General features: G+C 64.2%; 23 protein-coding genes. 13 read left to right on the plus strand and 10 right to left on the minus strand.

The features are described 5' to 3' along the window. Positions 1-40: 40 nt before the first annotated feature. The 3 genes from ACFFWD_RS08250 to ACFFWD_RS08260 all read right to left on the minus strand — a co-directional run bounded on the left by ACFFWD_RS08250 (position 41) and on the right by ACFFWD_RS08260 (position 2,489). A complete protein-coding gene (locus ACFFWD_RS08250) occupies positions 41-847 on the minus strand; it encodes an enoyl-CoA hydratase/isomerase family protein (RefSeq protein WP_376963420.1) in 807 nt (268 codons plus the stop codon). 173 nt (positions 848-1,020) lie between these two features. Next, the gene (locus ACFFWD_RS08255) at positions 1,021-1,779 is read right to left on the minus strand and encodes an SDR family NAD(P)-dependent oxidoreductase (RefSeq protein ID WP_376963423.1); all 759 of its coding nucleotides are present in this window, start codon (positions 1,777-1,779) and stop codon (positions 1,021-1,023) included. A 44-nt stretch (positions 1,780-1,823) separates the two neighbouring features. Further along, a complete protein-coding gene (locus ACFFWD_RS08260; protein ID WP_376963426.1) occupies positions 1,824-2,489 on the minus strand; it encodes a TetR family transcriptional regulator in 666 nt (221 codons plus the stop codon). 157 nt (positions 2,490-2,646) lie between these two features. Between ACFFWD_RS08260 and ACFFWD_RS08265 the strand changes: the two genes are divergently transcribed. From ACFFWD_RS08265 to ACFFWD_RS08290, 6 genes are all read left to right on the plus strand, one after another. After that, positions 2,647-3,819 carry an acetyl-CoA C-acetyltransferase gene (locus ACFFWD_RS08265; RefSeq protein ID WP_376963429.1) on the plus strand — a complete coding sequence of 391 codons (1,173 nt, stop codon included), beginning with the start codon at positions 2,647-2,649 and terminating at the stop codon, positions 3,817-3,819. Positions 3,820-3,910: 91 nt separating this feature from the next. Then, entirely contained in the window at positions 3,911-5,446 is a 1,536-nt protein-coding gene (locus ACFFWD_RS08270) for an acyl-CoA synthetase (protein WP_376963432.1), read from the plus strand. 200 nt (positions 5,447-5,646) lie between these two features. Then, on the plus strand, positions 5,647-6,798 hold the full coding sequence (locus ACFFWD_RS08275; RefSeq protein ID WP_376963435.1) for an alpha/beta fold hydrolase: 1,152 nt from the start codon (positions 5,647-5,649) through the stop codon (positions 6,796-6,798). Positions 6,799-6,883: 85 nt separating this feature from the next. Next, positions 6,884-7,855, plus strand: a complete 972-nt coding sequence (mbfA, locus tag ACFFWD_RS08280; RefSeq protein ID WP_376963438.1) for an iron exporter MbfA — start codon at positions 6,884-6,886, stop codon at positions 7,853-7,855. A 207-nt stretch (positions 7,856-8,062) separates the two neighbouring features. Then, positions 8,063-9,535, plus strand: coding sequence for an amidase (locus ACFFWD_RS08285; protein ID WP_376963441.1), 1,473 nt, complete (start codon positions 8,063-8,065; stop codon positions 9,533-9,535). Positions 9,536-9,683: 148 nt separating this feature from the next. Further along, entirely contained in the window at positions 9,684-10,037 is a 354-nt protein-coding gene (locus ACFFWD_RS08290) for a nuclear transport factor 2 family protein (protein ID WP_376963444.1), read from the plus strand. Between the two features lie 159 nt (positions 10,038-10,196). On the opposite strand, the gene ACFFWD_RS08295 is transcribed toward ACFFWD_RS08290, so the two are convergent. Continuing rightward, positions 10,197-11,285 carry a Zn-dependent alcohol dehydrogenase gene (locus ACFFWD_RS08295; protein WP_376963447.1) on the minus strand — a complete coding sequence of 363 codons (1,089 nt, stop codon included), beginning with the start codon at positions 11,283-11,285 and terminating at the stop codon, positions 10,197-10,199. A 53-nt stretch (positions 11,286-11,338) separates the two neighbouring features. Further along, the gene (locus tag ACFFWD_RS08300; RefSeq protein WP_376963450.1) at positions 11,339-13,120 is read right to left on the minus strand and encodes an acyl-CoA dehydrogenase family protein; all 1,782 of its coding nucleotides are present in this window, start codon (positions 13,118-13,120) and stop codon (positions 11,339-11,341) included. Positions 13,121-13,202: 82 nt separating this feature from the next. Here ACFFWD_RS08300 and ACFFWD_RS08305 point away from each other — a divergent pair, with 82 nt between their 5' ends. Next, a complete protein-coding gene (locus tag ACFFWD_RS08305; protein ID WP_376963452.1) occupies positions 13,203-13,904 on the plus strand; it encodes an SDR family NAD(P)-dependent oxidoreductase in 702 nt (233 codons plus the stop codon). A gap of 190 nt (positions 13,905-14,094) precedes the next feature. Continuing rightward, on the plus strand, positions 14,095-14,925 hold the full coding sequence (locus tag ACFFWD_RS08310; RefSeq protein ID WP_376963455.1) for an enoyl-CoA hydratase: 831 nt from the start codon (positions 14,095-14,097) through the stop codon (positions 14,923-14,925). A 386-nt stretch (positions 14,926-15,311) separates the two neighbouring features. Here the strand turns inward: ACFFWD_RS08310 and ACFFWD_RS08315 are convergent, their stop codons facing one another. Together ACFFWD_RS08315 and ACFFWD_RS08320 are read right to left on the minus strand one after the other, a co-directional pair. Then, positions 15,312-15,935 carry a GNAT family N-acetyltransferase gene (locus tag ACFFWD_RS08315; protein WP_376963458.1) on the minus strand — a complete coding sequence of 208 codons (624 nt, stop codon included), beginning with the start codon at positions 15,933-15,935 and terminating at the stop codon, positions 15,312-15,314. Between the two features lie 69 nt (positions 15,936-16,004). Beyond that, entirely contained in the window at positions 16,005-16,208 is a 204-nt protein-coding gene (locus tag ACFFWD_RS08320; RefSeq protein ID WP_376963461.1) for a DUF1127 domain-containing protein, read from the minus strand. A 118-nt stretch (positions 16,209-16,326) separates the two neighbouring features. On the opposite strand from ACFFWD_RS08320, the gene ACFFWD_RS08325 reads away from it, so the two are divergent. The 4 genes from ACFFWD_RS08325 to tcuB all read left to right on the plus strand — a co-directional run bounded on the left by ACFFWD_RS08325 (position 16,327) and on the right by tcuB (position 21,978). Next, a complete protein-coding gene (locus tag ACFFWD_RS08325; protein WP_376963464.1) occupies positions 16,327-17,226 on the plus strand; it encodes a transcriptional regulator GcvA in 900 nt (299 codons plus the stop codon). 162 nt (positions 17,227-17,388) lie between these two features. Beyond that, positions 17,389-18,699 (plus strand): MFS transporter, encoded by a 1,311-nt coding sequence (locus ACFFWD_RS08330; RefSeq protein WP_376963467.1) that lies wholly within the window; start codon positions 17,389-17,391, stop codon positions 18,697-18,699. A gap of 80 nt (positions 18,700-18,779) precedes the next feature. After that, positions 18,780-20,180, plus strand: a complete 1,401-nt coding sequence (tcuA, locus tag ACFFWD_RS08335; protein WP_376963470.1) for an FAD-dependent tricarballylate dehydrogenase TcuA — start codon at positions 18,780-18,782, stop codon at positions 20,178-20,180. A gap of 682 nt (positions 20,181-20,862) precedes the next feature. Continuing rightward, positions 20,863-21,978 carry a tricarballylate utilization 4Fe-4S protein TcuB gene (gene tcuB, locus ACFFWD_RS08340; protein ID WP_376963473.1) on the plus strand — a complete coding sequence of 372 codons (1,116 nt, stop codon included), beginning with the start codon at positions 20,863-20,865 and terminating at the stop codon, positions 21,976-21,978. Positions 21,979-22,080: 102 nt separating this feature from the next. Here tcuB and ACFFWD_RS08345 read toward each other — a convergent pair whose 3' ends face one another. From ACFFWD_RS08345 to ACFFWD_RS08355, 3 genes are all read right to left on the minus strand, one after another. Continuing rightward, complete coding sequence (locus ACFFWD_RS08345; RefSeq protein ID WP_376963475.1) at positions 22,081-22,494, minus strand: Rieske (2Fe-2S) protein; 414 nt, start codon at positions 22,492-22,494, stop codon at positions 22,081-22,083. Next, positions 22,494-23,603, minus strand: a complete 1,110-nt coding sequence (locus ACFFWD_RS08350; RefSeq protein WP_376963478.1) for an amidohydrolase family protein — start codon at positions 23,601-23,603, stop codon at positions 22,494-22,496. Before ACFFWD_RS08350 ends, ACFFWD_RS08345 begins: the two co-directional genes overlap by 1 nt. An 85-nt stretch (positions 23,604-23,688) precedes the next feature. Continuing rightward, a complete protein-coding gene (locus ACFFWD_RS08355) occupies positions 23,689-24,756 on the minus strand; it encodes an amidohydrolase family protein (protein WP_376963481.1) in 1,068 nt (355 codons plus the stop codon). A 161-nt stretch (positions 24,757-24,917) separates the two neighbouring features. Between ACFFWD_RS08355 and ACFFWD_RS08360 the strand changes: the two genes are divergently transcribed. After that, the gene (locus ACFFWD_RS08360) at positions 24,918-25,400 is read left to right on the plus strand and encodes a CinA family protein (protein ID WP_376963484.1); all 483 of its coding nucleotides are present in this window, start codon (positions 24,918-24,920) and stop codon (positions 25,398-25,400) included. Positions 25,401-25,438: the final 38 nt, after the last annotated feature.

Raw genomic sequence — 25,438 nt, forward strand, 5'->3', positions numbered from 1 at the left:
TTGCGGCTCCCGGAATTCTTGTCCTTTTGAGGATCTTCTGTCAGCGCCTGATATAGACAGGCTTTCGTTTCTCGAGAAAGGCCTTGATGCCCTCCCGGAAATCTTCGGAGCGGCTGCACAATACCTGGTTACGGTCTTCCATCGCGATGACGGCCTCGATCGACCCGGCGTCGACGCTCATGTTGAGACATTCCTTCGACAACCTCAGGCCCACCGGCGAGGCCGTCATCATCGCCTCGACATACGGGTTGGCGGCGGCATCGAGATCGGCGGCGTCGACCACTTCGGACACGAGACCAACGGCGAGCGCGCGCTCGGCGTTGATGAAGCGTCCGGTGAGGATCAGTTCGGAGGCGACGGAGACCCCGACGAGCCGCGGCAGGAAATAACTGGTGCCGATGTCGCAGCCGCCGAGGCCGAGCTTGATGAACGCGCAGTTCATCCGCGCATTTGTCGCCGCGATACGGATGTCGGCGGCAAGCGCCAGCGCAAAGCCGCCGCCGGCGGCCGCGCCCTGCACCAGCGCGATGATCGGCTGCGGACAACGCCGCATCAGCATCACGATGTCGGCAATGCGGCGCTGCGAATCCAGGGACTCGGTGACGCCGGGCGGCTCGCTCTGCCCGCCGCGGCGGGCCATCGCGTGCTTCAGATCAAGGCCGGCGCAGAAATTCGCTCCCGCGCCCTTCAGCACCACGACGCGGGTGTCGCGGTTGCGCTGCAGGCCCTGGAAATACCTATTGAGGGCATCGATCAGCGAGGGATCGAGTGCGTTCAGGCTCTCGGGGCGATTGAGCGTGACCCAATCTACTCCGTCGTGATGTTCGATCAGCAGCGGTTGAGACACGCGTCACACTCCTGCAACTGCGGATGCGGTGCCGATGATTGCGCCCTCTCCCCTTGTGGGAGAGGGCATGTGTGTAGGTCACCGCGTGTTCGCTTGGGTGAGGGGTCTGTCTCCGCGGAGAGAACCTCTCATCCGGCGCTTCGCGCCACCTTCTCCCACAAGGGGAGAAGGTACTAGCGCGGCGCCATGCGGATGGCGCCGTCGAGGCGGATGGTCTCGCCGTTGAGCATCGCATTCTCGACGATGTGCACGGCGAGCGCGCCGTATTCGTCGGGCTCGCCGAGACGGGCCGGATGCGGCACCTGGGCGCCCAGGCTCTTGCGGGCTTCCTCGTTGAGACCCATCAGCAGCGGCGTGAAGAAGATGCCGGGTGCGATGGTGTTGACGCGGATCTTCTGGCTGGCGAGGTCGCGCGCCGCCGGCAGCGTGAGGCCGACGATGCCGCCCTTCGAGGCGGAATAGGCGATCTGACCAATCTGGCCTTCATAAGCGGCAACCGACGCCGTGTTGATGATGACGCCGCGCTCCTCGCCGATCGTTTCGGCGGTGGCGAGACGCTCCGCGAACAGGCGCAGCACGTTGAAGGTGCCGATCAGGTTCACGTTGATGATGCGCGCGAACTTCTCCAGCGGATAGACGCCGTCGCGGCCGACCACGCGCTGCGAGCCGCCGATGCCGGCGCAGTTCATCAGCACGCGCGCGACGCCGTGCGCGGCCTCGGCCTTGGCGATCGCCGCCCTGACCTGCTCCTCGCTGGTGACGTCGGCGTGCAGGGCGACGCCCTTCACTTCGGCAGCGACCTTCTCGGCATTGTCCTTGTTCTGGTCGAGCACGCCGATCTTGGCGCCCTTGGCGGCCATGGCGCGGGCGGTCGCGGCACCGAGGCCGGAGCCACCGCCGGTGATGAGAACGGCAACATCTTTCAACTGCATGGGAACAACCTTTCCTTGAGCGTTTCTTCTCTAGACTTCGAACGTCATCCGGCCGCGATCGCGGCCGATTGATTCTTCGGATTGAGCATGCCGCCGAGGATCAAGGCTTCCATGTGCCTGATGTAGTCGCGGCAGACCTCGTCGGTGACCGGACCGACGCCGGCCGCGCGCGACATCGCGTGGCGGCCGAAGAACAGGTGATCGCAGGCGCCGATCAGGCTGGTGTAGAACAGCACCGGATCGATCTTGCGGAACTCGCCGGCCTTGATGCCTTCGGCAAGCAGGCGGCGATGGAACTCCAAGAGCGGCGCGACGAAGAATTTCGACACCTCGTCGGCGGCCTGCGGCGTGCTCTCGTGCAGGAGATAATGGATCAGCCGGTTCATATAGGGGAACTGGTGATAGGCGCGGATGATGCCGCCGATATGTAAGCGTAGCTTCGCGGTCGGCGTGATCGGCTGCGCCAAGAGGTACTCGAGTTGGGACATTTCGGTCGCGGCGTCGCGCGCGAGCAGCGCCAGCAACAGCCCGTCTTTGTTACCGAAATGGTATTTCACCAGCGCTGCGTTGACGCCGGACTTCTGCGCGATGTCGGACAGCGAGACCTCGATCGAGGCGCGCTCGATCATCAGCTCGCTCGCGGCGACCAGAAGCTTGTCGGCAGTGGCATTTTTGCCCGCCGGAAGGCGCGTCGGTACGCTGGTATTCAACTGCGGTCAGTTCCCTCTGTCGGGAGATCGAGGCCGCACATAAGCCCATGGCGGGGCTGCACTCAAGAGTTAATTGATTGATTGACTAAATGCAGACCGGTCCCTTAAATCCGGCGCATCTTTGAACAACGCATCCAGAACATCAGGGAGATCAGACATGGCCGAGGCATATATCGTCGCCGCTGCTCGCACCGCGGGCGGCCGCAAGGGAGGGCGTCTTGCCGGCTGGCATCCGGCGGATCTCGCCGCGACCGTGCTTGATACGCTGGTCGAACGATCAGGCGTCGACCCGGCGCAGGTCGAGGACGTGATCATGGGCTGCGTGATGCAGGCCGGCGAGCAGTCCAACAACATCGCGCGCAACGCGGTGATGGCGTCAAAGCTGCCGGAGAGCGTGCCCGCCACCTCGATCGACCGCCAGTGCGGTTCCTCGCAGCAGGCGCTGCACTTTGCGGCGCAGGCCGTGATGAGCGGCAGCATGGACTGCGTGATCGCGGCCGGCGTGGAATCGATGACCCGCGTGCCGATGGGCCTCGCCTCGCAGCTCCCCGCCAAGAACGGCTTCGGCCATTACAAGAGCCCGGGCATCGAGAAGAAGTACCCGAACATCATCTTCAGCCAGTTCACCGGCGCCGAGATGATGGCGGAGAAGTACGGCCTGTCGAAGGACGAGCTCGACGAATTCTCCTATAACAGCCACCAGCGCGCGATTGCGGCCACGCAAGCCGGTTACTTCAAAGACGAGATCGTGCCGGTGCAGATCACCCGCGCCGATGGCTCGACCGACACCCATCACATCGACGAGGGCATTCGCTTCGACGCCAGCCTCGACGGCATCAAGGGCGTCAAGCTGATCGCCGAGAACGGCAAGCTCACCGCCGCCAGCGCCAGCCAGATCTGCGACGGCGCCTCCGGCGTGCTTGTTGTCAACGAGAAGGGCCTGAAGGCGCTCGGTGTGAAGCCGATGGCGCGCATCCACCACATGACCATGATGGGCGGCGACCCCGTGATCATGCTGGAAGCGCCGCTGCCGGCGACCCAGCGCGCGCTGCAGAAGGCCGGCATGAAGATCGACGACATCGACCTGTTCGAGGTCAACGAAGCCTTCGCCTCGGTGCCGACCGCGTGGCTGAAGACCACCGGCGCCGATCCGGCCCGCCTCAACGTCAATGGCGGCGCGATCGCGCTCGGCCATCCGCTCGGCGGCAGCGGCACCAAGCTGATGACGACGCTGCTGTATGCGCTGAAGCAGCGCAACAAGCGCTACGGCCTGCAGACCATGTGCGAAGGCGGCGGCATGGCGAATGTGACGATTGTCGAACGCCTCTAAGAACAAGAAAAAAGCGATTGGCGACTGGCGAGCAGGGAGTGCGCTTCCTGCTCGCCATTTTCATATCGAGGAAACACTTGAGGAAACGCCCGTGACCCATCCGTCCGTCCATGCACGTCTCACGCCGAACAAGATCGCCTATCAAATGGCAGGCACCGGCAAGGCGATCACCTATCGCGAGCTCGACGAGCTCTCCAACCAGGGCGCGCACCTGTTCCGCTCGCTCGGGCTGAAAGCCGGCGATCACATCGCGCTGTTGATGGAAAACCGCCTCGCCTTCATGGAGATCTGCTGGGCGGCGCAGCGCTCGGGGCTCTATTACACCGCGATCAGCCGCTACCTGACCGAGGAAGAGATCGCCTACATCATCAAGGATTGCGGCGCCAAGGTCTTCATCACCACGCCGCAATGCGCCGACAAGGTCAAGGGCCTCGTCAAGGACGGCGCGAGCGAACCCCTGTTCTACATGATGGACGAGCCGGCGCCGGGTTTCCGCTCCTATGACAAGGAAGCCGCCGCGCAGCCGACCACACCGATCGCCGATGAGGTCGCCGGCTACGATATGCTCTATTCCTCCGGCACCACCGGCCGGCCCAAGGGCATCAAGCGGGAATTCGAGGGCAACCGGATCGACGTGCCGAACCCGTTCCTGAAGGTGCTGTGCGCCGACATGTGCGGCATGAGTGCCGACAGCATCTACCTGTCGCCGGCGCCGCTCTATCACGCGGCTCCCTTGCGCTTCAACATGATGGCGATCACGCTCGGGGGCACCTCCGTGATCATGGAGCATTTCGACGCCGAGGAATTTTTGAAGCTCGTCGAGAAGTACAAGATCACGCAGTCGCAGCTGGTGCCGACCATGTTCGTGCGCATGCTGAAGCTGCCGGATGAGGTGCGCGGCCGCTACAACGTCGCCTCGCTGAAGGGCGCGATCCACGCCGCCGCACCCTGCCCGGTCGACGTGAAGGCCAAGATGATCGAGTGGTGGGGCCCGATCCTGATCGAGTATTACGCGGGCTCCGAGGGCAACGGCGTCACCGTCTCGACCTCGCAGCAATGGCTCACGCATCGCGGCACGGTCGGCCGCGCGGTGGTCGGCAAGGTCAAGATCCTCGACGAGAACGAGCAGGAAGTGCCGACCGGCCAGATCGGCCAGGTCTATTTCGCCGACGCGCCGGTGTTTTCGTATCACAACGATCCCGAGAAGACGAGGCGCGCCTACAACGCCAAGGGCTGGTCGACGCTCGGCGACGTCGGCTATCTCGACGACGAGGGCTTCCTCTACCTCACCGACCGCAAGAGCTACATGATCATCTCCGGCGGCGTGAACATCTATCCGCAGGAGACCGAGGACGTGCTGATCACCCATCCCGCGGTCTCCGACGTCGCGGTGTTCGGCGTGCCGAACGAGGAGATGGGCGAAGAGGTCAAGGCCGTGGTGCAGCCGCACGACATGGCCAAGGCTGGCAAGGAGCTCGAGGCCGAGCTGATCGCGTTCTGCCGCAAGCACCTGTCGCCGATCAAATGCCCGAAGAGCATCGACTTCGAAGCCGAATTGCCGCGCACGCCCACCGGCAAGCTGGTGAAGCGCCACCTGCGCGACAAGTATTGGCCGAAGAAGGCGTAGGTTAACTTGTAGAGTCGGCAAAGGCGCGCCTTCGCGCCGTGCCCACCATCAGGTGCCCCGTTGGCTTTGCCAACTCCACGGATCGTCGGGAGTTTACCGTCGTGCCCGGGCTTGTCCCGGGCATCCACGTCTTTAAAGTCGCGCGGCGCAAAAAAGACGTGAATGGCCGGGTCAGGCCCGGCCGTGACGAGGAAACAAACATGCCGCAGCTCCCCGAAATCCCGCTGCCCCCAACCATCCGCTCGCGTTACGTCGACGGCATCAACGGCCTCACCATGCATGTGCTGGAGGCGGGGTTCGAGACACCGGGCCGGCCCTGCCTGTTGTTGCTGCACGGCTTTCCCGAGCTTGCCTTCTCCTGGCGCAAGGTGACGCCGACACTCGCTGCGGCCGGCTATCACGTGATCGCGCCGGACCAGCGCGGCTATGGGCGCACCACGGGATGGGATGCGGATTACGACGGCGATCTCGCCGCGTTCCGCCTGCCCAATCTGGTCCGCGATGCGCTCGGGCTGGTTGCAGCGTTCGGCTACAGAAACGTCGATGCGGTGATCGGGCATGATTTCGGCTCTTCGGTCGCGGCGTGGTGCGCGCTGATCCGGCCCGACGTGTTCCGCGCGGTCGTGATGATGAGCGCGCCGTTTGCGGGACCGCCGACACTGCCGTTCGACACTGCGAACGGTTCTGCCAAGCCGGCGGCCGAGGACCCCGTGCATCGCGAGCTCGCGGCACTGCCGCGGCCGCGCAAGCATTACCAATGGTACTACTCGACGCGCGAAGCCAATGGCGACATGCATCACGCGCCGCAGGGCGTGCATGATTTCCTGCGTGCCTACTACCATCACAAGAGCGCGGACTGGACCGATAACAAGCCGTATCCATTGCAGTCATGGTCGGCGGGCGAGCTCGCGAAGCTTCCGACCTACTACGTGATGGATCTCGCCAAGGACATGGCGGCGACGGTCGCCGAGGAGATGCCGTCGCGCGAAGTGATCGCGGCCAACATTTGGCTGCCGGACCGCGAGCTTGCGTTTTACAGCGCGGAGTATGCGCGCACCGGATTCCAGGGCGGGCTGCAATGGTACCGCTGCGGCACCTCGGGCGCATTCACTCCGGAATTGCAGCTCTGGTCCGGCCGCACCATCGATGTCCCCTCCGCCTTCATCTCGGGCAAGCAGGACTGGGGCACCTATCAGCGGCCCGGCGTCTTTGAAGCGATGCAGACGAGAGCCTGCACGAAGATGATCGGCTGCCACCTGATCGACGGGGCCGCGCACTGGGTGCAGCAGGAGCAGCCGGCCGAGGTCAGCCGGCTGCTGCTCACATTCCTGAGAGAGGCAAACGCGACTTGACCGGCTCGAATTGACCGAGGCACTGCCGCCTTCTATATATTTTAGAACTATTCTAATTCTAAACTAGGTAGAGAAGGCGCTGGCCGTGAAGAATTTCGCCGATCTGACCGAGCGCGAGGTGCTGGCGGTCGCGATTGCCTCCGAGGAGGAAGACAGCCGCATCTACATGACCTTCGCGGAGGACCTGTCCGAACGCTATCCGGATACCGCAAAGGTCTTCGAGGAAATGGCCGAGGAGGAGCGCGGCCATCGTCACCGGCTGCTCGAAACGTACGAGCAGCGGTTTGGCCCGCATCTGCCGCCGATCCGGCGCGAGGACGTCAAGGGCTTCCTGCGCCGGCGCCCGATCTGGCTCACCAAGAACCTGCCGCTCGACACCATCCGCAAGGAGGTCGAGACGATGGAGCTGGAGGCCGAGCGCTTCTATGCGCGGGCAGCCGAGAAGGCCGAAGACGTCGGCGTGCGCCGCCTGCTCGGCGATCTCGCCGAGGAGGAGAAGGGCCACGAGAAACTCGCGGTCAAACTCACCGGCGACATCCTCAAGCCGGATGTGCGCGCCGAGGAAGACCGCACGCGGCGGCGAATGTTCGTGCTGCAATATGTGCAGCCGGGCCTCGCGGGTTTGATGGACGGCTCGGTCTCGACACTCGCGCCGCTGTTCGCCGCCGCCTTCGCCACCCATCACAACTGGCAGACCTTCCTGGTCGGCCTTGCGGCCTCGATCGGCGCCGGCATCAGCATGGGCTTTGCCGAGGCACTGTCCGACGACGGCTCGCTGACCGGTCGCGGCTCGCCCTGGTTGCGCGGCCTGACCTGCGGACTGATGACGACGCTCGGCGGGCTCGGTCACACCATTCCCTATCTCGTGCCCGATGCCTGGCCCAACGCGTTCTGGATCGCGACCGCGATCGCTGGTGTCGTCGTGTTCTTCGAGCTTTGGGCGATCGCCTTCATCCGCGCGCGCTACATGGACACGCCGTTCCTGCAGGCCGTATTCCAGATCGTGCTGGGCGGCGTGATCGTGCTCGGCGTCGGCATCCTGATCGGCGCGGCGTAGCACTCTCTCCCTGCTCTTGCGGGGAGAGGTGAAATCTGTGTCGCTTGCGCGAAGCGGACCGCGACCTTGCAAGGCAATTTCGGTCAAGCGCGACCGCCGCAACGGCTCTACGAAAGCATCGCCCGCACGACACATTGATCGCACCGCGCTTGCGGGCCGCAGGCAAACTGCGCATCATCCCATGCAACAACAGACCGGGAGCAAGCCGTGGCCAAATCGCAATGGAGTTTCAAGACCGCCGTCGAACTGTCGGCCGCGCTGAAGGCAAAACAGGTTTCAGCGGTCGAGCTTGCCGAGGACGCGATCGGCCGCATCGAGCGGCATGACGGCAAGATCAACGCGGTCTGCGTGCGCGATTTCGAGCGCGGCCTTGCCGCCGCCCGCGCCGCCGATGCCGCGATCGCCCGCGGCGAGCACCGGCCGCTGCTCGGCGTTCCGATGACAGTGAAGGAATCCTTCAATGTCGCGGGCCTGCCGACGACCTGGGGCAATCCGGCGCAGAAAGATTTCACGCCACCGGAAGACGCGCTGTCGGTCACACGGGTGAAGGACGCCGGCGGCGTGATCCTCGGCAAGACCAACGTTCCGCTCAACCTCGCCGACTGGCAGAGCTACAACGAGGTCTACGGCACCACCAACAACCCCTACGATCTCGGCCGCACGCCCGGCGGCTCCTCCGGCGGATCGTCGGCGGCGCTCGCTGCGGGCTATGGCGCGCTGTCGCTCGGCTCCGACATCGGTGGCTCGCTGCGCGTGCCGGGATTCCATTGCGGCATCTATGCGCACAAGCCGACCTTTGCGCTGTTGCCGTCGCGCGGCCATACGCCGCCGCCGCTGCCGCCGCTGCCATTCGACCGCGATCTTTCGGTGATCGGCCCGATGGCGCGTGGCGCTGCCGACCTGTCGCTGCTGCTCGACGTGATGGCCGGCCCCGATCCGCTCGAGGCCGGCAAGGCCTATCGCCTCGAGCTTCCGGCGGCGCGTCACACCAACCTGAAAGATTTCCGCATCCTCGTGATCGACACCGATCCGGTGCTGCCAACCGACAAGGTCGTGCGCGGCACGATCGACAAGCTCGCCAGCAATCTCGACCGGGCCGGCGCCAGCATCTCGCGCTCCAGCCCGCTGCTGCCGGATTTTGCGGCCTCCTCGCGGCTCTATATGCGGATCTTGCTGTCGTTCCTCGGCGCGACCTTCCCGCCTGAGGTCTATGCCGGCGCATGCGCGGCGGCAGCGACCTTGCCGCAAAGCGACACCAGCCTGCAAGCCGAACGCCTGCGCGGCATCGCGCTCAGCCATCGTGACTGGGTGATCGCCGACGGCGGCCGCGCGCGGCTGCGCGCGCAATGGCGCGAGCTGTTCAAGTCGTTCGACGCGGTGATCTGCCCGATCATGCCGACCCCGGCCTACCCGCACGACCGTTCGCCCGACCAGGAGCAGCGGCGCATCCTGATCGATGGCACGCCGCACGTTTACACAGACCAGCTCGCCTGGCCCGGCATTGCGACCCTGCCCGGGCTGCCCTCGACCGCAATCCCGACCGGCTTTGCGCCCGACGGACTGCCGGTCGGCGTGCAGATCGTCGGCCCCATGCTGGAAGACCGCACGCCGCTGAAGCTTGCGGAATTGATCGAGCGCGAATTCGGCGGGTTCGTGCCGCCGAAGATGTTTGACGATTGATTGCGTTCTACCGTCATTGCGAGCGAAGCGAAGCAATCCAAATATCCACATGCGCGGAGGCAATGGATTGCTTCGTCGCTTCGCTCCTCGCAATGACGCGGCGTGAAGCTCCTCGCAATGACGGCAACAAGAACCAGGGAGAAAAACAATGAGCAACGACCTCGATGAGCTGACGAAACTCAACCGCGACTATGTCGCGTCGGTGCAAAACTCCGACGTCAAGCGCTTCGACGAGATCCTTGCCGCCGACTTCTACTGCTCGAATCCCGACAAGTCGCTGGTCGACCGCGCCGCCTTCCTGCAGCAAACCGCGAAGCCGGTCGCGATCAAGAACCTCGAGGCGCACGACGTGAAGATCCGCGTGCTCGGCGATTTCGCCATCATCCACGCCGCGACGCGCTACACCATGCCCGACGGCCAGCAGGCCCACGGCCGCTACACCGACTGCTGGGCGAGGCAAAACGGCAAATGGCTTGCGGTCTCGGCACACGTGTCGCGGTGAGGCCGACAACAATCCCAACTGTCGTCCCGGCGAACCGCCGGGACCCATAACCACCACTATTTGTGGTGAGCAAAGAAAGTCGTCCACCTCTGTGCCCAACGCGGAGCCGCAGCGTATGGGTCCCGGCTCGCGCTTCGCTTGGCCCTGACGACGCAGCCCTCAGCTGTCGAACATGATCACGCTGCGCAGCGTCTTGCCGGCCTTCATGTTGGCAAAGCCTTCGTTGATCTCGCTGAGCTTTAGCTTGGCCGAGATCCAGTCCTCCAGATGCAGCTTGCCGCGCATATAGAAATCGACGAGGCGCGGCATGTCGACGCGGAAGTGGTTGGAGCCCATCGACGAGCCCTGGATCCTGCGCTCGCGCAGGAAGTCGAAGCCGTGCAACTCGATCTTCTGGCCGAACGGGATCATGCCGACGATGGTCGCGGTGCCACCGGGCGCCAGCATGCCGAACGCCTGCTCGGCGGTGTCCTTGCGGCCAAGCACCTCGAAGGAATGGTGCACGCCGCCGCCGGTGAGCTCGCGCACCTGCTGGACGACGTCGCCGCGCGCGGGATCGACGATATCGGTGGCCCCTAACTTGGTGGCGAGCTGCAGCTTGGCCGGGTTGGTGTCGATCGCGATGATGCGGCCGGCGCCGGCGATCTGCGCGCCGTTGATCGCCGCCATGCCGACGCCGCCGCAGCCGATCACCGCGACCGTCTCGCCGGCGGTCACCTTGGCGGTGTTCACGACGGCGCCATAGCCGGTGATGACGCCGCAGCCGATCAGCGCGGCGAGATCGAGCGGCATCTCCTTCTTGATCTTCACGATGGCGTTCTCGTGCACCAGCATCTGCTCGGCAAAGGACGAGAGATTGAGGAACTGGTGCAGCTTTTCCGACCGGTTCCACGACAGGCGGTTGGACGCGCCGGGCAGCATCTTCACGGTGGTATCGGTGCACAGCACGGTGCGGCCGGTGGTGCAATTGTCGCAGGTGCCGCAGAACACCGACAGGCAGGTGACGACGTGATCACCGGGCTTCACGTAGTTCACATCCGAACCGACCTTCTCGACCACGCCGGCCGATTCATGGCCGAGCACCGCCGGCAGCGGGTGCGGATACAGCCCTTCCATGAAGTGCAGGTCGGAATGGCAGAGGCCTGCGACCGCAGTCCGGATCAGGACCTCGCGCGGCCCGGGATTGGGCACGCTGACGTCCTCGATCACCAGCGGCTTGTTGACTTCATGCAGGACGGCGGCCTTCATCGGGTTCTCCCTTGGCGTTTTCTGATTATTGAACGGTGCGCTCGATCGTCAGCCTACGCTGCCAGGAGCAATTCGCCAACCTCGGCCATGCCGACGGCGCGATCGCCGAGCAGATGCGCTGCGATCGTGCGCTGGGTGGTATTTTCCGTTAGCCGGAACGGATCACCCGATGTGATGCGATGGTCAACCACCATGCGCGACAGCAAGAGCCGGCGCGCATCGCCGCGCATCTCGTGGATGCGTCCGCCCTCCCAGGCCAGCGCGACCGCGCTTGCGACGTGATAGAGCAGGCTGGTGGCGCGACGCGCGTCCGCCTCATTGTCGATGCGGCTTGCAACCTCGCGGGCGAACGCCACTGCGCGGTCGCTGAGATCGTGCAGGCGGTCGCGCCAGGCTTGCGGCACATTGGCGCTGTCGTCGAGCCGCGCATGCAGGTCGGCGGCGAGTGCGGAATCCGCGCCATGACGGCCGACCGCGCGCTTCAGCGCATCGATCGCGACGATGTTGCCGGTACCCTCCCAGATCGAGCCGAGATGCGCGTCACGCAACAGCCGCGGCGTGATGAATTCCTCAATGTAGCCGATGCCGCCGCGCATCTCCATGGCGTCGCCGCAGACCTTGCGGGCATCGCGGGTGGCACGGAATTTCAGCGTCGGCGTGAGGATGCGCAGCAGAGCGGCGGCATCCTGGCTCCCGGCTTCGGCGCGGTCGAGCGCGTCGGCGGTCAAAAAGCTCATCGACAACGCCTGCTCGGTCGGCAGCATGATCTTCATCAGCTGCCGCCGCGCCAAAGGCAGGTCGATGATGCGCTGTCCGAACACCACGCGGCCCTTCGCTACCGTGATCGCATCGTGCCAGGCGCGCCGCATCAGCGCGGTCGACTTGACACCGTTCGAGAGCCGCGAGGAGTTCACCATCTCGGCCATCTGCACAAAGCCGCGATCGAGCTTGCCGACCGCATAGGCGATCGCTCCGTCGAACTTGATCTCGCCCGAGGCCATCGAGCGGGTGCCGAGCTTGTCCTTCAGGCGCACGATCCGGTAGTGGTTCTGCGAGTCGTCATCGAGGAAACGCGGCATCAGGAACAGGCCGAGGCCGCGCGTGCCCGGCCCCGCACCCTCGGGGCGCGCCAGCAGCATGACGACCTTGGCATCGGCATTCGAGCAGAACCATTTCTCGCCATAGAGCCGCCAATGGTCGCCCTCCTGCACGGCGGTCGTAGTCAGCGTGCCGACGTCGGAGCCGCCTTCCTTCTCGGTCATGAACTGGCCGCCCTGCGTCAGCTTGCTCATGTCGGTCTGGGTCAGGCCGTCGAGATATTTCGCCTTCAGCGCTTCGCTGCCGAAATTCGCCAAGAGCTTGGCGCACCCGTCGGTGACGTTGATCGGGCAGCCCATGCCGAATTCGGTCTGGTTGAACAGGAAGGTGAAGGCATGCTTCGCCACCACAGGATATTTGTCCGGCCAGCCCATGATGCCCTTGCGGATCGAGAGCGCGTGAATGCCGAACTCGCCGAACGCGGCCTTCTCCAGCTCGCGATAGGCCGGGTGATATTCGATCGACTGGACGTCGCGGCCGAACTTGTCGCGCTGGTGCAGCACCGGGGTGTGCTTGTCGGCGAGCCGCGCGCATTCGTCGAGATAGCCGCCGGCAAGCTCGCCGAGCCGATCGAGATGCGGCTCGATGTGGCGGAACAGCGCCTCGGGCAGATGCAGCTTGAGCAGGTCGGTCAGCGCGGGATCGGCCCGGTAGAAATTCATTCCCGTGGTGTCGGGTGCGAGCAAACCCGGCTGGCCGGCCGCTTGGGCCTGACGATCATGCGTACGTGGCTGCATTGAATTCCCTTGTTCGCTTCCTCATCTGTTCAGGCGACACTACCCCCCACTGGCGGAACAAGGAAAGCCCAAAGGAAACCTCATGGACACGCCAAAGTACAAGATCGCTCTGATCGTCGGCGCCGGTGAAGGCCTCAGCGCTTCGCTCGCACGGCTATTTTCGCAACAAGGAATTCGCGTGGCGCTGGCCGCCCGCAGCACGGAAAAGCTCGGCGCGCTCTGCGCCGAGACCGGCGCCCGCGCCTATGCCTGCGACGCCACCAAGGCCGACGATGTGGAGCGGCTGTTCGGTCTCGTGGAACGCGAGATCGGAACACCCGACCTCGTGGTCTACAATGCGAGCGGCCGCACCCGCGGCCCCTTCCTTGAGCTGGTGCCGACAGAGGTCGAGCAGGCGATCGCGGTCAGCGCGTTCGGCGGCTTCCTGGTGGCGCAAGAGGCGGCCAAACGTATGCTGCCGAACAAGAAGGGCGCGATCCTGTTCACTGGCGCCTCCGCCAGCGTGAAGGGCTACGCGCAGTCGGCGCCGTTTGCGATGGGCAAGTTCGCGCTGCGTGGGCTGGCCCAGAGCATGGCGCGCGAATTGTCGCCGCAAGGCATCCATGTCGCGCATTTCGTGATCGACGGTGGCATCCGCAGCAAGGCACGCACCGAGCCCGCCGATCGGCCGGATTCGATGCTCGACCCCGATGCCATTGCGTTCAGCTACTGGAACGTGCTGCAACAGCCGCGCAGCGCCTGGACCTGGGAGCTTGAATTGCGGCCCTGGGTGGAAAAGTTTTAGGGATGACGAAGATCATCTAAGTCCGTAGGGTGGATTACGATCCGTCCGCCGCATCCGTCATTGCGAGCGGAGCGAAGCAATCCATGTCGCCACATGCGAGGGATGGATTGCTTCGTCGCTTCAGCGCAAAATTGCTTTGCAATTTTGTCGCGAGCTCCTCGCAATGACGGAGAGAAGAATGGGAGGCAACATGACGACGGAAACCATCATCGACACCGGCACTGACGAACTGCTCTGCGTGATCCGCGACCGCGTCGCCATCATCACGCTGAACCGGCCGGAGGTCCGCAACGCCATGTCGGACAATCTGACGCCGGCGCTGCGTACGATGATCCGGACCTGCGGCGAGAACCCCGAGGTCGGCGTGCTGCTGATCACCGGCGCCGGCAAGGCATTCTGCGCCGGCGGCAACATCAAGGGCATGGGCGCGCATCGCGACAAGAAGAAGACCGAGATGTCCTATGAGGAGAAGGTCGCCGATCTGCAGGAGCGCCAGCGCCTGCTCACCGGTGCGCTGACCTCGGTGCGCAAGCCGACCATTGCCGCGCTCCCCGGCCCCGCGGTCGGCGCCGGGCTCGCGCTCGCCATGGCCTGCGACATCCGCATCGCCGCGCAGTCGGCGTTCGTGTCGACCGGCTATCTGCGGGTGGCGCTGAGCGGCGACTACGGCATCGCCTGGCTCTTGACGCGCCTCGTCGGCACCGCGCGCGCCCGCGAATTGATGTTCACCGCCGAGAAGGTCGATGCCGCAAGGTGCGAGCAGATCGGCCTCGTCAACCGCGTGGTGCCGGACGAGACGCTGCAGGACGAGGCCTTCGCGTTCGCCAAATCGATGGCCGAGGGCCCGACCTTGGCGCTCCGCTACATGAAGGACAATCTGGACGAGGCGCTGTTGTTCGACTTCGCCACCGCGCGCGACCACGAGGCCGAGCGATTGATCCGCCTGACCACGACGGCCGACCACAAGGAAGCGGTGCAGGCCTTCATCGACAAGCGAAAGCCGGTGTTTCGAGGGAATTGAGACCGTGCACGCCACGCGATCTCTTCACCTCTCCCCTTGTGGGAGAGGTCGGAATTCAAGCGCAGCTTGAATTCCGGGTGAGGGGTTCAGGTCCCACCGCGAGCTGAAGTCCCTCGATCGACCGGGACCCCTCACCCGGATTGCATCTGACGATGCAATCCGGCCTCTCCCTCAAGGGGAGAGGCGGCGCCGGAGCAAGCGGCGAAGACCAAGCGTGATGACAAGAAAAAGGCGCGTAGCCCGGATGGAGCGCGGCGAAATCCGGGGCAGTCGCGCAAACTGAAGGCTGTTCCCGGATTGCGCTGCGCTTCATCCGGGCTACGAAGCTTCAAAGGAAGGCGAGAAAAAAGCCCGGTTCTGGAGGGGCCAGAACCGGGCGCAGTTTGTCAAACCGCAAGCGAGGACATCGCGGCCATGCGGGAGATGGCGGCAAGCCGCCAGCTGGCACAGGGAATGTCTTGCGGTTCGACGTGGATCTCTTTTGCGAAGCGCACCAGCTTCCAGTCGCCGGGGCTGTTGGTGAACGCGTAGCCGAACTTGCGGGCAAGCCCGATCATGGATTCGTTCGAGCGCAGCGTGTCACCAAAGATGCACTCGGCTCCAAAGGACGCCGCGCGGCATTCGAGATTCTTCAACAGCGCCTTGCCGATGCCGTGGCCCTGCCACCGGTCGTCGATCGACAGGCCGAACTCGACAGCGCCGGTGTCGGCATGGAAGGCGTAGCGGGCTTCACCGACAATGGTCTCGAAGCCATCGACCGTCATCGTCGCGGCCACCGTGAAGCGATCGGCCTCGCCAATGTGGATAAAGCGCTCGAGCTCCGAATTCGGCAGCTCGCTGATCGCGCCCAGGAAGCGGTTGTAGCGGGAGCGCAACGAGAGCGAACGGATGTAGCTCTGCAGCTCCTCGCGGTCGCGCGGCTCGACGAAGCGAACATTGATCGGGCTGCCGTTCTTCGCGCGCAGCACGTCGGAATATTGCTTGAGATCATCGAGACGCAGCGCAGTCATGGCACGCTCCCCGGGGTGAAAAATTGGCCGGCGCCCCTCTATCGAGGCGGCGCCGGCGATGGCGGCCCGTCAGGCCCGCCAGAACGGCTTTTCGGTTTCGAAAGCCACGTCGCTCCGGGATACGCCGATGTCGTGGAGGTCGCGGTCCGACCACTGCGCCAGCTCGCGGCGGCGCTCGTAGCGGTCCCACCAGACATGCAAGGTTTCGCTGACCTGGCTCAAAAGACCATCGGCATGATGATTTGTCATCGATTCATGGGTAAAAACGGACATTTCCGGCTCCTATCGGCAACCTGTTGGCGCTAATATCGGTGCTACCGAGGCGTTCTACAAACGACACTTTGTACCGTTTCGCATGAATTAAAGTCATGCATTTGGGAGTAGCGAGGAGATGACCAGCCGACTGCCTTCGCTGAACGGATTGCGGGCGTTCGAGGCCGCCGCGCGGCACATGAGCTTCACGCTGGCGGCCTCCGAATTGAACGTCACGCAGACCGCAATCAGCCATCAGATCAGACGGTTGGAGGAAGAGCTCGGCGTCCGCCTGTTCGTCCGGCAGAACCGCTCGTTGAGCCTGACGTCCGAGGCCACTGAATACCTTCCCGGGGTCCGCGCGGCCTTCAACGATCTGCGGCTCGCGACCGACCGCCTGCTGCGCAAGGATGACGACCACGTACTGACGGTCTCCACCCTCGCCTCGCTCGCCGCCAAATGGCTGCTGCCGCGATTGGCGGCATTTCAGGAAGCGCATCCAGGGATCGATGTCCGCATCACCACGTCGACCAGCCTGGTCGATTTCCAGCGCGACAAGGTCGACGCCGCGATCCGCTATGGCCGCGGCCAATGGCCGGGGCTGCGCGCGGACTGGCTGATGGCGGACGAATTGTTCCCGGTGTGCAGCCCATCCCTGCTGCAGGGAAGCAAGCCGTTGCAATGCCCCGAAGATCTCAGGGATCACGTGCTGCTGCACACCAGCAACACCAACAGCGACGATTGGCGGCTATGGCTGACGGCGGCGGGATTGCCGACCGATATCTCCAAGCAGCCCGGCGTCACCTTCGACCTGCTGTTCGTGACGCTCCAGGCCGCGATCGACGGGATCGGCATCGCGATGGGCCGCACTTCGTATGTGAAGGACGACATCGCCAAGGGACGTCTCGTGGTTCCCTTCAAGATCGCGCTACCCGCGAACGCTGGCTTCTATCTGGTGTCGCCACAGGGACGGGCCGATTCGCGGAAGCTCGCGGCCTTCAGGGAATGGGTCGGCGCCTCGGCGCAACGCGCGTCCTGATCCCACCCGGCTTTCCGCGTACGGCTTTTTCCGATTGCCGAGCTGCGTTTTCGGGGTTGGTCACACCAGCCGCGCGTGCCAAATTGTCGCAGCAGGCAGGGTAACTGCCTCGGCCGGCGAGGTTTTTCGCCGGCCTTTTTGGTCACGGGGAGGAAGGGCGCTATGTCGCAGTCAAGTCCATCGCAAACACCGCAAATCAAGTCGCGCCTCAGCGCCATCCTGCGCGCGACCAGCGGCAACTTCCTCGAGCAATTCGACTTCTTCCTGTTCGGCTTCTATGCGCCCTTGATCGCGAAAGCGTTCTTCCCGTCCGACAACGAGACCGCGGCGCTACTCAACACCTTCGGCGTGTTCTGGCTCGGCGCGTTGATGCGCCCGGTCGGCGCCATCGTGCTCGGCGCCTATATCGACCGCATCGGCCGCCGCCAGGGCCTGATCGTGACGCTCGGCATCATGGCGGTCGGCACCGTCATCATCGCGTTCTGCCCGAGCTACGCGACGATCGGCATTGCCGCGCCTGTCATCGTGCTGATCGGCCGCCTGCTGCAGGGCTTCTCCGCCGGCGTCGAGCTCGGCGGCGTCTCGGTCTATCTCGCCGAGATCGCAACGCCTGGCAACCGCGGCTTCTACACCTCGTTCCAGTCGGCGAGCCAGCAGGTCGCGATCTTCGTTGCGGCGATCGTCGGCTATCTTCTCAACGAATCGATGCCGGCGGAAACGATTGCGTCGTGGGGCTGGCGCATCCCGTTCTTCATCGGCTGCCTGATCATCCCCTTCATCTTCCTGCTGCGGCGGACGCTGGAAGAGACGCCGGCGTTCCTGGCGATGAAGAAACATCCGACCGCGAGCGAGGTGTTCGCTTCGGCGATCGCCAACTGGCGCATCGTCATCCTCGGCATGATGATCGCGATCCTGACCACCACGACGTTCTACTTCGTCACTGTCTACACGCCGACCTTCGGCAAGACCGTGCTGAAACTGTCGACCCAGGACGCGCTGCTGGTGACGCTCCTGGTCGCGGTGACCAACTTCATCTGGAATCCGGTCGGCGGCGCCCTCTCCGACCGGATCGGCCGCAAGCCGGTGCTGCTGACGATCGCCACGCTCTCGTTCCTGACCGCTTATCCGGCGCTGCATTGGCTGGTGGCGGCGCCGACCTTCGGCAAGATGCTCGCGGTCGAGATGATGTTCTCGTTCTATTTCGGCGTCTACAGCGGCACCATGCTGGGCTGCCTTGTCGAGATCGTGCCGGCGCATGTGCGCACCACCTGCTTCTCGCTGGCGTTCGCGCTGGCGGCGGCGCTGTTCGGTACCTTCACGCCCTTTGTCGCGACCTGGCTGATCGACAAAACCGGCGACAAGGCCTCGCCCTGCTACTGGCTAATGTTCGGCGCGACGCTCGGCATCATCGCCGCGCTGACCGTCTATCGCGGCGGCCAGGCCATCAAGCAGCGCGAAGCGGTTGCCGCCTGATATTCCGCGCGGCGGTTGGGCAGGTATTCCTGCCTGCCCAACCATTTTGCTTTCCATGCAAACGACGATAACAAGAGCGCATGGTTGATCTGACGCGCAGGTTTGACGTGCTGGTGATCGGCGGCGGCAACGCCGCCCTTTGTGCCGCGATCAGCGCCAGGCGGGCCGGCGCCGCCGTGCTCGTGCTGGAAGGCGCGCCAAAATTCTACCGCGGCGGCAACACCCGCCACACCCGCAACATGCGCTGCGCCCATGACGCGGCGACCGAGATCCTCACCGGCCCCTATACTGAGGAGGAATTCTGGCAGGATTTGCTGCTGGTGACCGGCGGCCAGACCGACGAGGAACTGGCCCGCTTCATGATCCACGAATCCAAGGACATCCTGAACTGGATCGTCGAACAGGGTGTGCGCTGGCAACCCTCGCTCGGCGGCACGCTGAGCCTCGGCCGCACCAATTCGTTCTTCCTCGGCGGCGGGCGGGCGATGCTGAATGCGCTCTATCGCACCGCCGAGGAGCTTGGCGTCGACATCCTCTATGATGCCGAGGTGATCGATCTCAGGATCGAGGACGGCATGTTCCTCTCGGCCCAACTGAAGCAGCCGGTCAACGGCAAGACCGAGGTGCGCGCCTCGACGCTGGTCGCGGCTGCCGGCGGCTTCGAAGCCAACATCGAATGGCTGAAGGAGTATTGGGGCGAGGCGGCCGACAACTTCCTGATCCGCGGCACGCCCTTTAACCGCGGCGCGATCCTGAAGATGCTGCTCGCCAAGGGCGTGCAGGAGATCGGCGATCCGACCCAGTGCCATGCGGTGGCGATCGACGCCCGCGCGCCGAAATTCGACGGCGGCATCATCACCCGCCATGATTCGGTGGTGTTTGGCATCGTCGTCAACAAGCACGCCGAGCGGTTCTACGACGAGGGCGAGGACATCTGGCCGAAGCGCTACGCGATCTGGGGCCGGCTGGTCGCAGCGCAGCCCGACCAGATCGCCTACATCATTTTCGATTCGACCGTCGTCACGAGCTTCATGCCGACGCTGTTTCCGCCGATCGCGGGTGAGACCATTGCCGAGCTCGCCGGCAAGCTCGCGCTCGATCCTGCCGCGATGGAACAGACCATCACCGACTTCAACGCCGCGGTGCGACCCGGCGCCTTCGACCACACCATCCTCGACGACTGCCGCACCGAGGGAATCACGCCGCCGAAGACGCATTGGGCGCGCCGGATCGAGACGCCGCCCTATCTCGCCTACCCGGTGCGGCCCGGCATCACCTTCACCTATCTTGGCACCCGCGTGAACAGAGAGGCGCGGATGCTGATGAAGGACGGCAAGCCGTCCGCCAACATGTTCGCCGCCGGCGAAATCATGGCCGGCAACGTGCTCGGACAAGGCTACGCCGCCGGCATCGGCATGACGATCGGCAGCGTGTTCGGCCGCGTCGCCGGGCGGGAAGCGGCGAAGAATGCGCGGAATTAGTACACGCGTTTCGAACGTGGATGTCGACGACAAGTGCCAGTGCCGGTCGGTGTGATGTGGGCTTATTCTAGGATCAAGGTCTTCTTTGGAACGGTCTACCGAACAGTGCAGGCCGCGATGGATCGCACTACGTCGGAAGACGATAGCTTTCATCGAATTCAGCTAACCGACTCCGATTACGGCCTCTATGTCCGATATCCTCAGCTAAGCTTTCAACTCATATGTAACGTTGGGGAGACGTCATCGGCGAGCCTGTCTCTTGACGAAGCACGCGTGCTCTTTGCGTCAATCGCCACTGCCTGTGATCGACGGGAAGTGGTGAAAGCCGAGCTAGGAGAATTTTCGTGGACAACAGACGCCAGGCCAACGGCAAAAAATCCAGATAGAGTTCTCGTTAAATTCAGCGGTTCTCTCGGCATAGGAAGCATAGAACTTAGTCGTCCTCGACTTCTGTCGGCATGTAGGGAGTTCTCGATCATGTTCGGGCAGGGATCAACCAATTCTGGGGAAATGCAGATGTCTAGTTAGTGACGATGCGCACTGCACCTCGCCCCGCTTGCGGGGAGAGATCGGATCGCATCGAAGATGCGATCCGGGTAAGGGGAGTTTCCGCAAGCTCGCTCGTGGAGAGCCCCTTGGCTGGAAGGCAAGGACCTGACGAAGCAATAGGAACCAAAGCGCGATGCACGGGACGAGGATCTTGCAGGAAGCCGACCGTCTGATGACGGTGTGCAACTCCTGCCGCTATTGCGAGGGCCTGTGCGCGGTGTTTCCCGCGATGGAGATGCGCCGCGCCTTCTCTGACGGCGACCTCAACTACCTCGCCAATCTCTGCCATTCCTGCGGCGCCTGCTACACCGACTGCCAGTTCTCGCCGCCGCACGAATTCAACGTCAATGTGCCGAAGACGCTCGCGATCGCACGCGCCGAATCCTACGCCGCCTATGCCTGGCCGCGCGCCTTCGCCGCCGCCTTTGCGCGGAACGGCCTTGTCATCAGCCTGGTTGCCGCGCTGAGCGTCGCCGCCTTCATCTTCGGCTTTGCGGCCTACAACGACCGCGCCGTGCTCTACGGCATCCATACCGGCCCAGGCGCGTTCTACAGACTGATGCCGCACAATGCGATGGCGCTATTGTTCGGCGCGGCCTTCCTCTACGCCATCGTCGCGCTGATCATGGGCGTGCGCGCATTCTGGCGCGACATCGGCGAGCCCGTCGGCATGACCACGGACGCGAAATCGTTGTTTCAGGCGATCCGCGACGCGGGCGAATTGCGCTATCTCGACGGCGGCGGCGTCGGCTGCTTCAACGAGGACGACCAGCCGACCGACCGCCGCAAGCTGTATCACCACTTCACCTTCTACGGTTTCGCCCTTTGCTTCGCCGCGACCTGCGTCGGCACGCTCTATCACTATTTGCTGGCGCGCGAGGCGCCCTATGCATGGTGGGACCTGCCGGTGGTGCTCGGCACGCTCGGCGGCATCGGCCTGTTGATCGGCCCGATCGGCCTATTGTCGGAGAAATGGAAGCGCGATCCGGTGCTGGTCGACGAGCGGCGGATGGGGATGGACATCGCCTTCACGGTGATGCTGCTGCTGACCAGCATCACCGGGCTCGGTCTCCTGCTCTGGCGCGACACGAGCGCGATGGGGCCGCTGCTGGCGCTGCATCTCGGCGTTGTGTTCGCGCTGTTCGTCACCATGCCCTACGGCAAGTTCGTGCACGGCATCTACCGCTTCGTGGCGCTGGTGCGCTACGCACGGGAGCGGCACGTCACGATGAACGGCGCGATGGAATAGAATGTAGGGTGGGCAAAGACGCGTAGCGTCGTGCCCACCACTTCTTGCTCCACTCGGGTGGTGGGCACGCTGCGCTTTGCCCACCCTACGCAGCTACGAGCGTTACAAATCCACCACAACGTAGTCGCTTTCCACCGCGACCTTGATCGTCTCCGCGACATACGGCCCCTTCACCAGATTGGTGCCCGGCTCGACATTGACCGGGTAGGCGCGAACGCGAAAGCGCTTGGGATCGCAATAGGACTGGCCGGTGCGGATGTCGAACTCCCAGCCGTGCCACGGGCAGCGGATGATCTCGCCGAGCTTGGTGTATTCGATCTCGCCGGGATCGGACGATGAAGCGAGCCCGATCAGCGGGCCCTCGCACAACGCCGCGCCCTGATGCGGGCAGCGGTTCAACAGGCCGAAGAACTCGCCGTTGACGTTGAAGACCGCGATCGGCCGCCCGTCGATCTCGAGGAATTTCCGCGAACCCGGCGGCAGCTCATCCACCGGGGCAATCACATGTCTTGTCATCAAGCGATACCGTACAGCTTCAGCGCATTGTCGAGATAGAACGCCTGCTTGTTGGCGTTGCTGACGCCGGCCGGCAGCACGCGTGATGGCTCGTCATAATCCCAATGCGGATAGTCGGTCGCGAACAGGAGCTTGTCCCAGCCGATCCATTCGATGGTCTGGAACAGATGATCGCGGCTCTCCGGATCCTCCATCGGCTGCGTGGTCCACCAGATGTGATCGCGGATGTATTCCGACGGCTTGCGCTTGAGATCCGGCACCTCGGCATGCAGGCGCGCGAACACCTTGTCGAGCCGCCAGGCGAGCGACGGCGCCCAGCCGAAGCCGGCCTCGACCATCACCATCCTCAGCTTCGGGAAACGCGCGAAGACGCCTTCGAGCACGAGGCTTGCGAGCGCCGTCTGCTGGCACTGCGAATGGCCGACCATTTCCTCGATGTAGTAGCTCGGCCAGCCCGACGCCGTGATCGGGTTGCCGCCGAAGCCGAAGGCGTGCACGCCGATCGGAAGCCCGATCTCTTCGGCGGCCTGGTAGATCGGCCAGTAGCGGCGCTGGCCGAGCGGCTCGACGTTGCGGCTGAGCAACAGCACCTGGACGAAATTCTTGTCGCCGGCGCGTCTGCGGATTTCGGCGGCGGCCGACACGCCGTCCTCGTTGGCGACGACGATCGAGCCCTTCAGCCGCGAGTCCTTGCTGATCCACTTCTCGATCTGCCAGTCGTTGATCGCCGAACAGATCGCAGCCGCCAGATCCTGGTTGCGGATACCCTGTCCGGTCGCGAGCGGATTGAGCACGCCGAGCGCCACATTGTTGGGATCGAGATGCTGCTTCTGCATGAAGGACAACGAGGAGCCTTGCGGGCCGCCTTCCGGCGGATAGGCGTCGCGGCGCGACGCGTTCGGCTGCGCCTTCGGATAGGGCGGGCCTCCCATCATGCCCTGATAGGCATGGACGCCGAAAGTTTCGAGATGCTCGTGCCAGCGCTTTGCGAGATACGGATACAGCTCGTCCCTGGTCGCCCGCGCCGGATGAATGTCGCAATCGGCGATCGCGGTCTTGATGCTGGTCGACGAAGCAGCCTGCGGACGTTCGCGGATCTGGACGTTCATGGCGTCGTCTCCTCTTTTGTTTTGGGCATGATCTGGTCCGAAAACCGGACGCCACTTTGCGCTAGCGCGGCCCTTCGGGTCGGGATCATGCCCCCACCTTCAACCGCGTGTAGGTCGCATGCGGATTGTCGATCATGATCTTGCGCACGAGATCCTGCGATAATCCCTTCGGCAGCACCTCGTCGCCGTCGAACTGCCAATGCGGGTAGTCGGTCGAGAATAGGATCAATTCGTCCGACTGCATATGGTCGAACAGCCGGTTCAGCGTGTCCGGCTCCGGCGGCGCGTCGACCGGCTGCAGCGAGAAGCGGATGTTGCTGCGCACAATCTCCAGCGGCGCGCGGTCGACCCACGGCGTTTCCATGCGCACGCCGCGCCAGAATTTGTGCAGCCGCCACAGGAATGGCGGCAGCCAGGTGAAGCCCGATTCCAGCATCACCATCTTGAGGTTCGGATGGCGCGCGAACACGCCCTCGACGATCAGGCTGGTGAGCTGGGTCTGGAATGCCTGCGCCTGCGCGGCATAGTCCTCGATGTGGTAGGAGCCCCAGCCGACCGAGGTCGGCGGGTTGTGATAGGCGCTGCCGGCATGGATGCCGATCGGCAGGCCGAGCCGCTCGGCCGCGGCATAGATCGGCCAGTAGTGGCGCTTGCCGAGCGGCATGTCGCCCATCACGAGCATCAAGACCTGCACGAAGCGCCTGTCCTGCGCACAGCGCTCGATCTCGGCGACGGCCTTTTCGATGCTCTGCACCGGGATCACGATCGAGCCGCGCAGCCGATCGTCCTTGTCGAGCCATTCCTTGACCAGCCAGTCGTTCAGCGCGCGGCAGAAGGCATCGGCCATGTCCTCGGAGAACACCATCTGCACGCCGTAGAGCGGATTGCAGATGCCGTAGGCGGTGCCGAACCTGTCGAGTGCCTGGCGCTGCATGTCGGCAATATCAGAGCCCGGCTTGCCCTGCGCCGGCCGCCAGTCCGGCCGCGCCGAGATCGGCGAGTTGAGCGGATAGGATTGCGAGATCAGATCCGTCATGCCGCGCGTCGTCACCTGGTCGCGCCAGTAGTCGTTCATGTACGGCAACAGGCTGGTCAGATGAGGTACGGCGGGATGCAGGTCGCAATCCACGCCGCCTGCGATCGGCGACATCATGGTGTTTCCTCTCGCCGGCAAGCGAGTCGCGATGCCAGCTTATTGAACGGCATTCAAGCAGGCCTGCCGATGGTCGGCAACTCGGCAGAAGCCGATGTGATGTGCTAGGACGGCAGGACGCCCCGGAGAAATTTCATGGCATGCAACGGGAAGGGCCGCCGATGAACGAACTGGTATCCATCGCCGAACGGATCGCCGCGAAGCTGATCGAACGCAAACAGACCATTGCAGTTGCGGAATCATCAGCGGGCGGGCTGATCTCCGCGTCCCTGCTCGCAGTCCCTGGCGCGTCGGCCTATTTCATCGGCGGCGGCGTGGTCTACACGCGCGATGCGCGGCGGGTGTTGATGGATATTCCGGATGACGCAATGAAGGGCATCCGCTCGGCGTCCGAGCCCTACGCGCAACTGCTCGCCAGCCAGATCCGCCATCGCCTCTCGACCGACTGGGGACTGTCCGAGACCGGCGCCACCGGCCCGACCGGCAACCGCTATGGCGATGCCGCCGGCCATAGCTGCATGGCAGTCACCGGCCCGCAACAGCAGGTGATCACGCTCGAGACCGGCAGCAACGACCGGCAGGCCAACATGCAGGCGTTCGCCAAGGCGGCGCTGGAGTTGCTGCTGAAGAATTTGGAGCGGTGATTCTAGGTAGCCCGGATGAAGCGAAGCGCAATCCGGGG

The organism is Bradyrhizobium erythrophlei, assembly GCF_042430365.1.
GTDB lineage: Bacteria > Pseudomonadota > Alphaproteobacteria > Rhizobiales > Xanthobacteraceae > Bradyrhizobium > Bradyrhizobium erythrophlei.